This window comes from Parabacteroides sp., from assembly GCF_977054455.1.
The window spans coordinates 101241-111228 of the sequence record NZ_CDRTCT010000017.1; the positions used below are offsets into that span (position 1 = coordinate 101241).

Below are 9988 nucleotides of genomic sequence, written 5' to 3' on the forward strand. Positions count from 1 at the left end.
GCTATTGTTCTATTATTGGCGTGTGGGCTTACCAGAGCCTTAAGATTAATAATAGACAATTGGCCCGCGTTTTTTTTATGCCCGTTCATAATCATTCGCGGGAAGTTGTTTCCCTTCGTAAGATTAGTTGTTGGATTTTTATACACTATTTTATTAACAATTAATTTTATAATGATTATGAACAAGAGATTTTCTACTCTTATGACAACGGGCCTGCTGATGTTGGGCGCGTTGTTCAGCAATGCGAATGCGCAAGCTCCCGGTGACGGAGTTGAAGCAGTCACAGGCAATGTAAAAGAATTTTCCGGTTACTACCTGTTGGGTGACGGAGCAAACGGGTTCTTGAAAGGCAAGGAGGCCACTATCGAGAATACCAAGTTTACGGTTTTGGAAGAAACTGTGAAGGACGAATTCACAGCATCTGAAACGATTGATGACGAATACTTCTGGACGATCGAGCCGCAATTGACTACCGGAACTGCTACCGGTGTGACCGTATCCGGTTTCAAATTCAAAAACAAAAAGACGAATGCCTATCTGACAATGGCGGATGGTGCAGATTTGGAGCCTACTACAAAGCCGACAATTACGGTTTTCAGTTGGTACGACACGTATGATGCTACCAAGGGTTTTGAAAATGTAGAAAACGGTGAAGACCTGAAGATGGCGACTTATGGAGTTGTCCTTAGCAGTGGAACAACAAGTCTTAACAGCACTGGAACGGTGAAGATCAAACCTTACCGCGCCAAAGCCAAAGAAGTCGAAGCCGAGGACTTGAACGGTATCCGCGGTTCCTTCTCCTTCAATGCCGACGGATTGAAAACCAGCATCTTTGCCAAGAACATCAAGGCTTTCAACGTTTCCCGAATCACGACCGGATTCAGCGAAACCAATGTTAACAAAGACATCCCGGCCGGTGTTTACTTCGCCACTTCATGGGACGACCTGACAGGTAACGCTATCACGACTTACGAAGACTTTGCAAAATGTACGTTCATCGCCATCGACCCGACTACGAGCCTGAGCAAGGACGACAAGGAAGTGAAGGACGGCAAGAACCTCGGCTTCGTGGAAGTACAGGGCAATGACTTCAACTTCTTTACAAGTTCCGCAACAGGCGAACAGCAGTCCAAGAACAAAGAAGTGTATGTAGGCAACGCCGCTTTCAAAGTCGAAACAAGCGAAGCCTATCTGGCAAACGGCAAATATTCTTATGCCATCACGACTGTAAGCACTATCCGCCACTTGAAAGAAAAAGGAAAGACGGAACAAGTGACAAGCGCAAATGCTGCCGGTATCGACGTTGCAACGGTCGACACTAATGTAAAGAAACTGACTGCAACCGTAAAAGCGGCTGCCGGTAATGTCTTCACATTCGGCTCGAACCCGATCTCCAAAGTGAATCGCCTGCTGAACAGCACAGGCGCTTCGATCTACAACATCCGTTTCGAAAGCGGTAAATCTGAAGTTGAAGACGAAGCAACCGAAAAGGGCAAATACCTGAGCGCTAATTTTATTACCGGTACAGATTACTCCCTTGTCGCACAAGGTTCAGCCGTTGCCGACCTGAACACTCCGTTGTATCAGTTCGTTATTTCGGCTGTCGATACGACCCAGAACATCGTGACTTTCAGAAACCGCGAAGCCGGTTATGAGTTCAATTGCGAACTGGATACGACTACGACCGCAGGCGTATATTATATTGCAAGCGCCCAAAAAAATAGTGCTCCTGCGCAGTTCCAGGTAATCACGGTAAACAAAGATGGTAAGTACACGGAAGAAACAGCCGTCGGCCTGACAAGCAAGACCATCACCCTGATTCCTGCAACGGTAGACAAGTTTGCCGGTTTTGCCGTAAGAGGCGAGAACCACGATTATATCCGCTTGGCATTTGCAAAAGATGCAAACGCAGAGAAATTGTATGTGACGGTTGATGAAACAAGTACCCCTGCATTGGCAGAAGTTTCCGACGAAGAAGCCGCCATGTTCGAACTGGTAAGAAACGATGCTCCTTCTTATTTGAAGAACGACTATGTGATGCTGGACGACAAAGGCAAAGTAAAGACTATGTCCGGCAAAGACACGGTTGCTTACTATACTTATAATGTCAGATATCAGGTGAACAACTTGGATTGGTATTATCTGAAGAATACCGACCTGAGTCTTGAAAAAGAAAATGCCGGTAGTGTTCCGGTTGCTGCTCATGCTTTCATCATCAAGGAAAACAAGAACGGTTCCGTTTCCATCATGGATAAGATCGCTTACAATGCAAAAGCCATCGCGTTTAAGACTTCTACTGATAAAGCTGAAATGTCAGCAGCCGGTGTACCTTACCAGAACGCCAATGCCGCCTCCGTCAAACTGTATATCGCACAGGATATCTACGGCGCAAGCCTGGAAGCTGTTCCGGGTCACGTAGCGATCAGCGCCGAGAACGGCGGTTATGTATCAATGGATGAAAACCGGGATGCCCGCATTGCCATCAAGACGGCAGCCGACGTGGATCTGACTTTCTGGTTGGATACAGCCGATGTCGACAACACGCTGCCTTCTTTCTATATCTCCAAGGGCGTGAAAGACGCTGCCGAAAGACTGTATCTGTATTATGCTGCCGACTCTGCCGCTTATGTAGGCGGTCCGGATGCCAAGAACCCGTACAAATGGTCGAACGGTGACAACAAACTGATCTTCAAGGCAGCCACATTGGCCAACTCCGACACGTTGGTAACGACCGCCAAGGGACAGACGGTCAAAGTAGCCATGAAGCAGGATGCCGATGGCACGCAGGCAGGTCTGGCTAACTTCCGCTATCAGATCTTCAAGGCTTCGGATGCAGAAGAGGCTTATGTGGTACGTTGCGGCGTTCAGTTCCTGAAGAACAACAACGGCGAGTTGACTTTGACAAGCGATGTAAAAGACGCTCTCCGCGTATATGTCGACGCTCAGGAAGCTCCGACAGCCAACGAAGGCGTTGAAGTTGCAACAGTCAAAGTCATCGCAGGCGAAGGCAACGTGACGATCGCAGGCGCTCAAGGCAAGAAGGTGGTCATCAGCAACATCCTCGGTCAGGTAGTGGCCAATACGGTCATCGCATCCGACAACGCTGTAATCGCCGCTCCCCAGGGTGTGGTTGTCGTAGCCGTCGAAGGCGAAGCCGCTGTGAAGGCAATCGTGAAATAATAAATAGACATTTTATAATCAAATAATTCTAAAGTGCCGGTTGCGCGGGGGTTGCGCCCCAATTACCCTGCGAGAGGCGAACAAGCGGCCGGATTAATATTAATAATACTAAAGTATATTGAATTTGAAAAGTTCAAGTAGCCTTTCCCCTGTGAAGGACGAAGGCATACACAAGACAAGCCCCGGAGGTGATCGACATCTCCGGGGCTTCGTCGTTTCACGGGAGCGGGCAGACAAGATGCCTCGCCGCCAGCCTTCACCTGCCCGCCTCATGTCAATATGCGCCGGCAAAGAAAAAACAGGGTGAAGGCAAAACCGTCGGGTGGTACTATTCTTTCTGGAACTTCCGGCTCACCTTCAGCAAATTCGCCGTAAAGGCCACCACATTCTGCGCCTCCTGTACCATATTGAGGTAGACCATGCTGACCTTCGTGCTGCCGCTCTGTCCCTGGATACGTTTCAGTTCCTCCTTCTTCAGCAGCGTCAGTTTCGCCAGCAGGTCGGCCGATTCGGCGATCAGGTCGTCCATACGGTGGTAATCGTTGCTTTCGACCATGGCAGCACTGCGGTTCAGGAAAGAAACGATCTCATCGGTCATCTTTCCGAAGTCCTCCTTCTGCACCTCGCTCAGCGGGCTGAAATGGTTGTCGACATGCTCCTTGCCCGGTTCCGTCAGACGGCGGATACTGAACACGATCTCGCTGGCAAAGTCATTTCCCTGATAATAGTACAAACCTTTATCGATCGCGATATCGTGCTCCAACTGGGTAACGCCCAACGTGCCGACACGTTTGACCTGTTTCAGGTAACTTTTCTTCTCTTCGATCGCGCTCATCACCTTGCGAAGTTCGCGCAAGTTCTCGTCCATAAAGCCGTGGACGGAGCGGTTGAAAGCGTCGGAAGCGAAATTCAGCACGTTGCAAAGCTCGTCGCGGCTATGTTCGCGGAACAGGGAGAGAGCTTCGCGTTTGTCCTTCGTCTCGCGCAGCTTGGAGATCGTGGAATCGACTTCTTCCTGCATGGCCTCCTTCTTCATCTTCTTCTTATACAGAATCTGGTTGCGGACCAGCATATAGACCGCCAGCCCCACCATCGCCGCCATCGCCGCAATACCGCCGACATGGATCAAGAGGGCGACCAGGAAACAGATCGTAAAGGCGGCACCTGCCGTAATGAACCAGCCTCCGATCACGGAGAGCACGCCGGTGATGCGGTAAACCGCACTCTCACGTCCCCATGCACGGTCGGCAAGAGAACTGCCCATCGCCACCATGAAAGCGACATAAGTCGTAGACAACGGCAACTTCAACGAAGTGCCCAACGCAATCAACAGGCCGGAAAGCACGACATTCACCGAAGCACGCACCAGGTCGAAACTGGCCTTATCGGCCAGTATTATCTCGCTATTGTTGAAGCGGCTGTCGATCCAGTCCTTCACACGCAAAGGGACCACGCTCAATATCGTGCTGGAGGCGTTATTGCACGTACGCACCAGGACACGGGCAACGGGCGACGTTCCGAAATTCTCATTACCATCCGACTGCCGGGCCAGGTCCACCGACGTTTTGATCACCGCCTGCGCCTTCTTCGATGTAGCCAAAGCGATCACCATGATCAGGCCCGAACCGACCAAGAAGTACCACGGCGTCCGTGCCGGCTGAAGCAACGACTCCATCAGGAAAGTGTCGGTCGTAGTCGTGCCGCCCTGCGCCATCAGGTCCATATAAGAAGAATAGCCTGCCAACGGGACGCCGATAAAGTTCACCAGGTCGTTACCTGCAAAGGCCAATGCCAAGGCAAACGTACCCAACAAGATCACCACCTTAAAGACGTTCACCTTCAGCCAGTGAAGAACCTGCATCAACAGGGTGAAGAAGACAAGCGCTCCCCACACGATCGTATCCGTATTACTATAGACCGCCGTTTTGAGGTCGCCTTCCATAAAGGAGCTTTCCTTCAGACCTTTGATCAACATAAAGTAAAGGATGGAGGTAGCGGCCAATCCGCCGAACAGCCCGATGAAACAGGTCGCATGCTTCTTATAATTGAAGGTGAAGATCAGACGGGAGATATATTGGACAATGGCCCCGAAGAAGAAAGCGATCGCCACCGAAAGGAAAATAGCGAGTATCACCGTAAACGCCTTATCCGTGTTCAGCAGGTCGCCCAACTGGAGCGCACCGTCGGAATTGGCGATCTTGATCAATGAAATCGCAACCGTACCGCCCAGCAACTCGAAGACCAGCGAAACGGTAGTTGAAGTGGGCATACCCAGAGAATTGAAGATGTCCAGCAACACCACATCGGTGAGCATGACCGCCAGCAAAATGCACATGATCTCCGAAAAGAAGAAATGCTGCGGCTGGTAAATCCCGTGCCTGGCGATGTCCATCATCCCGTTGGAAAGCGAGGCGCCGACAAAGATGCCGACCGCGGCAATCACCATTATGACTTTAAAAGATGCAGCTTTCGACCCTATCGCCGAATTCAAGAAGTTTACCGCATCGTTGCTGACCCCTACTGACAGGTCGAATACCGCCAGCACAAAGAGGAAAATGATCAGGAAGAGGTAGAATGTCTCCATAATTGCTTGTTATGTATTTGGTTGCAAAGGTCTGAAACAAATATTACGCTAAAATGACATAGATGTTACAAACGCGTTACAAGCCGAACTATTTCCTTATAGGAACAATTGAATAAAAAATAAGGTTACCGGACTAAGGGTTTTTCCTTATATTCGCGACTTTTATTGTAAGAACATTGTTAATCTTGCTCGCACTTGAGAGAGAATCGGGACAATATCATACAGTGGATTTGTGAAATGGCCTTATCGGACTCACAAGCCGCCCTTAAATCGCTTTACATGGCCTATTTCGGGCCGCTGATGCGATTTACAGGCATGTATGTCTCATCGCCGGCAGAAGCCGAAGAGATCGTTTCCGATACCTTCTTGGCCGTCTGGAACAACCGCAAGCAACTTCCCGGCATCTCCAATTTCGACTCTTACCTATATACGGTAGCCCGCCACAAGGCGATCAGCTATTACCGCAAGCAGCACATGGAGCAGGTATCGCTGGACGAAATCTCCATCGACCTTTTCACCTCGACCGAAACGACTCCCGAAGAAGAGCTTATCAGCCGCGAAGGAATCCGCCGCCTGGACCTCGCGATCGACTCGCTGCCCGCCAAATGCAAGATGGCTTTCAAACTCGTCCGCGAAGACAAGCTCAAATACAAAGAAGTAGCCGCCATCCTCGACATCTCCGTCAAGACGCTGGAGGCACACTTGGCAAATGCCGTCCGCAAGCTGCGGGAAACGCTTGCCGACGACTGCATCTGAAAAGCAACACCCCGGCAGGAAATAAAAGTTCCATGCCTACGAAACTTTTGTTCCATGCTTACGAAAATTTATTTCCATGCCCATGAAAATTTATTTTCCCGCCAGTGAAAATAAATTTTCACCTAATGGGAACAGGTGAAAACTTTCTATCTTTTTCTCATTTCGACTAAGGGTATTCTCATTTCCCTGCGACTATATATACAGAAACACATAGAATGGAAAACAGAATAAACCATATAATCGCACGTGTCCTGAGCGGGGAAAGTTCTTCGGACGACATCCTTTCGCTAAGCGAATGGCTGAACGAAGACGAAAAGAACCGGGATGAATTCCGGCGGCTCAAGAATTACTGGGATGCGGATGTCGCTTTCAAGCATTCCGTCGCCCCAGCTTTCTCGGCCGACAAGCTGCAACAAAAGATCAATGTACAAAGAAGGCAGACGGACCGGCGGCAAATGTGGAGAAACGCCATCCCGCTCATTGCCGCAGCCTGTTTGCTTTTCATTTTCTCAACAGCCTTTTTCCTTTACAACACGAATGACCGTACATCCGAATACTGCACCTTGCTGGCAGGCGAACATACCTCCCACTTCACGCTGGAAGACGGGACCGTCATCACCTTGAACAAGAACAGCCGCCTCAGCTATTCCGACAGATACGGAAAAGGCAGCCGTGACGTCAAGTTAGAAGGCGAAGCCTATTTCGAAGTGGCAAAAGATCCGGGCAAACCCTTCCAAGTAAAAATGAACGGCGCCTCTATCACCGTACTGGGCACGCACTTCAACGTGAAAGCAGATGCCCAATCCGACGACATCACAGCAACCCTCGTGGAAGGTTCCATCCGTTTCGAAGGCGCAAAGCAAAACATCGTGATGACTCCGAACCAGCAGCTTACTTTCAGCCGGTCGACAAATAAGGTGGATGTCAAAGAAATAGACACCGACACTTTCACTGCCTGGAAAGACGGGCTGTTGAAATATAAGTCCATCTCATTCACCCGATTGGTCGAGAACCTAAAAGATATCTATCAAGTAGAAATCCAAATTGACGATGAAAGACTGGCCGATCCGTCCGTCACCGTATCCGGGACATTCGACCAGAAACAAAGCATAGAACAGATCCTGAAAGTGATCTCCTACAGCTTACCTGTACGATGGACGAATAATAACGGAGTTTATCATATCCAGTATGCAACACTAAAAAAGACAATGCCTATGAGAGAACACTAATATTTACAAAACAGCACTGATGATCCCGTAAAGCGGGCCACATCATGAAACAACCCAATTATTAATCTCTTAAATCAATACATAAGCATGAAAAATGTTTCGTATTACAGGCATCTTCATCCTGAAAGCCTGAAAAAGTTAGCAGCAATTACAAAAATAGCGGCGGTTTCGCTATTGACGGTTTTACCTTCCACTATGCAAGCAGAACCAGCCTATTCGCAATCAGCAGTGATATCCATCAAGACTGAACGGGTACTTCTCACCGACCTGTTTTCACAGATCGAGAAACAAAGCGAATTCCTATTTTTCTATGTAGACAAAGATGTCGCAAACATCAAAGTCAACATAAAGACCAACAGTAGTCAAATCGATGAAATCCTGACACAAGCATTGACAGGAACAGGACTGACATACACTATCAACGACCGGAACATCAACATTATGCGAAAAACATACGCACGGCAACAACAGGCCAAGCAGATCACAGGGAAAGTCCTTGACAGCAACGGTGACCCGATCATCGGTGCCAACGTGGTAGAAAAAGGAACGACTAACGGGTCTATTACTGATGTTGAAGGACTCTTCAACATCAGTATAGCACCAGGTGCTATACTTTCGATCTCCTACATCGGATACAAGCCGGCCGAAATAAAAGTCGGTTCACAGAACTCGTACAATATCACCCTCGAAGAAGATTCGGAGACATTGGATGAAGTCGTCGTGATCGGTTACGGTACGGCACGCAAGATCGACCTGACAGGATCGACCTCTTCTTTGGGAGGCGACAAACTTCGGATGAAGAGCACACCGCAACTTTCCAGCCAGTTACAAGGGCAGATGGCCGGCGTACAGATCACACGTTCCAGCGGCGACCCGTCAGCCGGAGCAACCATCCGCGTACGTGGTGTCACGACCATGTCGACCAATGACCCATTGGTGATCGTTGATGGAGTGCCTGGCACTCTTACGGATATTGCCCCTGAAGACGTAAAAGACATTCAAGTACTGAAAGACGCGGCTTCGGCTGCCATTTACGGTTCACGCGCAGCAGCAGGTGTCATATTGGTCACAACCAAACGCGCCAAAAACAAGGAGTTCCATCTTTCATATAATGGAGAATACGGGATCAACACACCGACCGCAAAACCGAAATTCGCTAATGCCGTACAATGGATGAGTGGCCTCAACGAATTGGCTTTCAATGATGGCGCATCATCTCTTCATTCGCTTTATTCGGAAGATGTAATCAACAATTACGCTCAACTGCGAGCCGAAGATCCGGACCGCTATGCAGATACCGACTTTATGGACTTGGGATTGAAAAGCAGCACACATCACCAAAGACATTCTCTCTCGCTCACCGGAGGTACGGAAAAACTGAAAACAAACTTCAGCCTCAATTATTACAATTCGGAAGCGCTTATCAAAACAAAAGACTACGAACGTTTCAATATCCGCACGAACAATGACTATCAGATCAATAATTGGATACATGCCAATGTCGACTTGAATTTGCTCTATTCCAATGCAAATGAACCCCACGGATCGATCTTTACCTTGATGGAACGCGCACCGATCTACAATGCTTACTGGTCCGACGGACGTTTTGCCGATGGCAAAGATGGTGACAACCCCATTGCCGAGCACCAATTAGGCGGCTCCATGAAAAAACAAAACTACAGTGTGGGCGGTAAACTACAATTAGATCTCACACCCGTAAAAGGATTAACGTTAACTGCCATCGTAGCACCGAAATATTCTTTTTACAAAGGGAAAGACCACCGCAAAAGATACGAAGTCTACCGGATCACCGGTGACCCGGTTCCCGGAGTCGGCTATGCCTCGACCAGCCTCAGCGAAAGCCGCAACGACAACCATAGCCTGACAAAACAATTCTATGCCAACTACAAGCTGCAACTGAAACGTCATTCTATCGGATTAATGGCCGGTTATGAAGATTATTCTTACAAATGGGAAGAAGAAGGCGCTTCACGAACCAATTTCAACTTGGTTAATTATCCTTACTTGAATTTAGGACCTGAAGATTATCAATATAATAGTGGAAAAGCCGGACATAATGCTTACCGTTCATTCTTCGGCCGTATCATGTATTGTAGATAATAACTGAAAAGTACTCCACTAAAATAATTGAAAAGTATACCACCCGTTGGATAGAACTTTAGGGCTATCGCATATAAAAGTCTGAGTTTTATCTACACTAATTAACATTATAAATTCC

The 9988-nt window shown here is 48.4% G+C and carries 6 protein-coding genes; 5 read left to right on the forward strand and 1 reads right to left on the reverse strand.

Going from position 1 to position 9988, the window contains the following annotated elements:
- Positions 1-177 precede the first annotated feature (177 nt).
- Positions 178-3180 carry a DUF6383 domain-containing protein gene (locus ACW6QF_RS10320; protein ID WP_456087752.1) on the forward strand — a complete coding sequence of 1001 codons (3003 nt, stop codon included), beginning with the start codon at positions 178-180 and terminating at the stop codon, positions 3178-3180.
- A 124-nt stretch (positions 3181-3304) separates the two neighbouring features.
- On the forward strand, positions 3305-3487 hold the full coding sequence (locus ACW6QF_RS10325; protein ID WP_456087753.1) for a hypothetical protein: 183 nt from the start codon (positions 3305-3307) through the stop codon (positions 3485-3487).
- Between the two features lie 21 nt (positions 3488-3508).
- Here the strand turns inward: ACW6QF_RS10325 and ACW6QF_RS10330 are convergent, their stop codons facing one another.
- Positions 3509-5764, reverse strand: coding sequence for an anion permease (locus ACW6QF_RS10330; RefSeq protein ID WP_456087754.1), 2256 nt, complete (start codon positions 5762-5764; stop codon positions 3509-3511).
- A 195-nt stretch (positions 5765-5959) separates the two neighbouring features.
- Here ACW6QF_RS10330 and ACW6QF_RS10335 point away from each other — a divergent pair, with 195 nt between their 5' ends.
- From ACW6QF_RS10335 to ACW6QF_RS10345, 3 genes are all read left to right on the forward strand, one after another.
- Complete coding sequence (locus ACW6QF_RS10335; RefSeq protein WP_298553927.1) at positions 5960-6520, forward strand: RNA polymerase sigma-70 factor; 561 nt, start codon at positions 5960-5962, stop codon at positions 6518-6520.
- Positions 6521-6735: 215 nt separating this feature from the next.
- The gene (locus ACW6QF_RS10340) at positions 6736-7749 is read left to right on the forward strand and encodes a FecR family protein (RefSeq protein ID WP_456087755.1); all 1014 of its coding nucleotides are present in this window, start codon (positions 6736-6738) and stop codon (positions 7747-7749) included.
- Positions 7750-7836: 87 nt separating this feature from the next.
- Positions 7837-9870: a SusC/RagA family TonB-linked outer membrane protein gene (locus tag ACW6QF_RS10345; RefSeq protein ID WP_456087756.1), complete on the forward strand. Its 2034-nt coding sequence runs from the start codon at positions 7837-7839 to the stop codon at positions 9868-9870.
- Positions 9871-9988: the final 118 nt, after the last annotated feature.

Coding starts and splice junctions, on each gene's coding strand:
- ACW6QF_RS10330 (WP_456087754.1), bottom strand. CDS start 5,764: ATGGAGACATTCTACCTCTTCCTGATCATTTTCCTCTTTGTGCTGGCG.
- ACW6QF_RS10340 (WP_456087755.1), top strand. CDS start 6,736: ATGGAAAACAGAATAAACCATATAATCGCACGTGTCCTGAGCGGGGAA.
- ACW6QF_RS10320 (WP_456087752.1), top strand. CDS start 178: ATGAACAAGAGATTTTCTACTCTTATGACAACGGGCCTGCTGATGTTG.
- ACW6QF_RS10345 (WP_456087756.1), top strand. CDS start 7,837: ATGAAAAATGTTTCGTATTACAGGCATCTTCATCCTGAAAGCCTGAAA.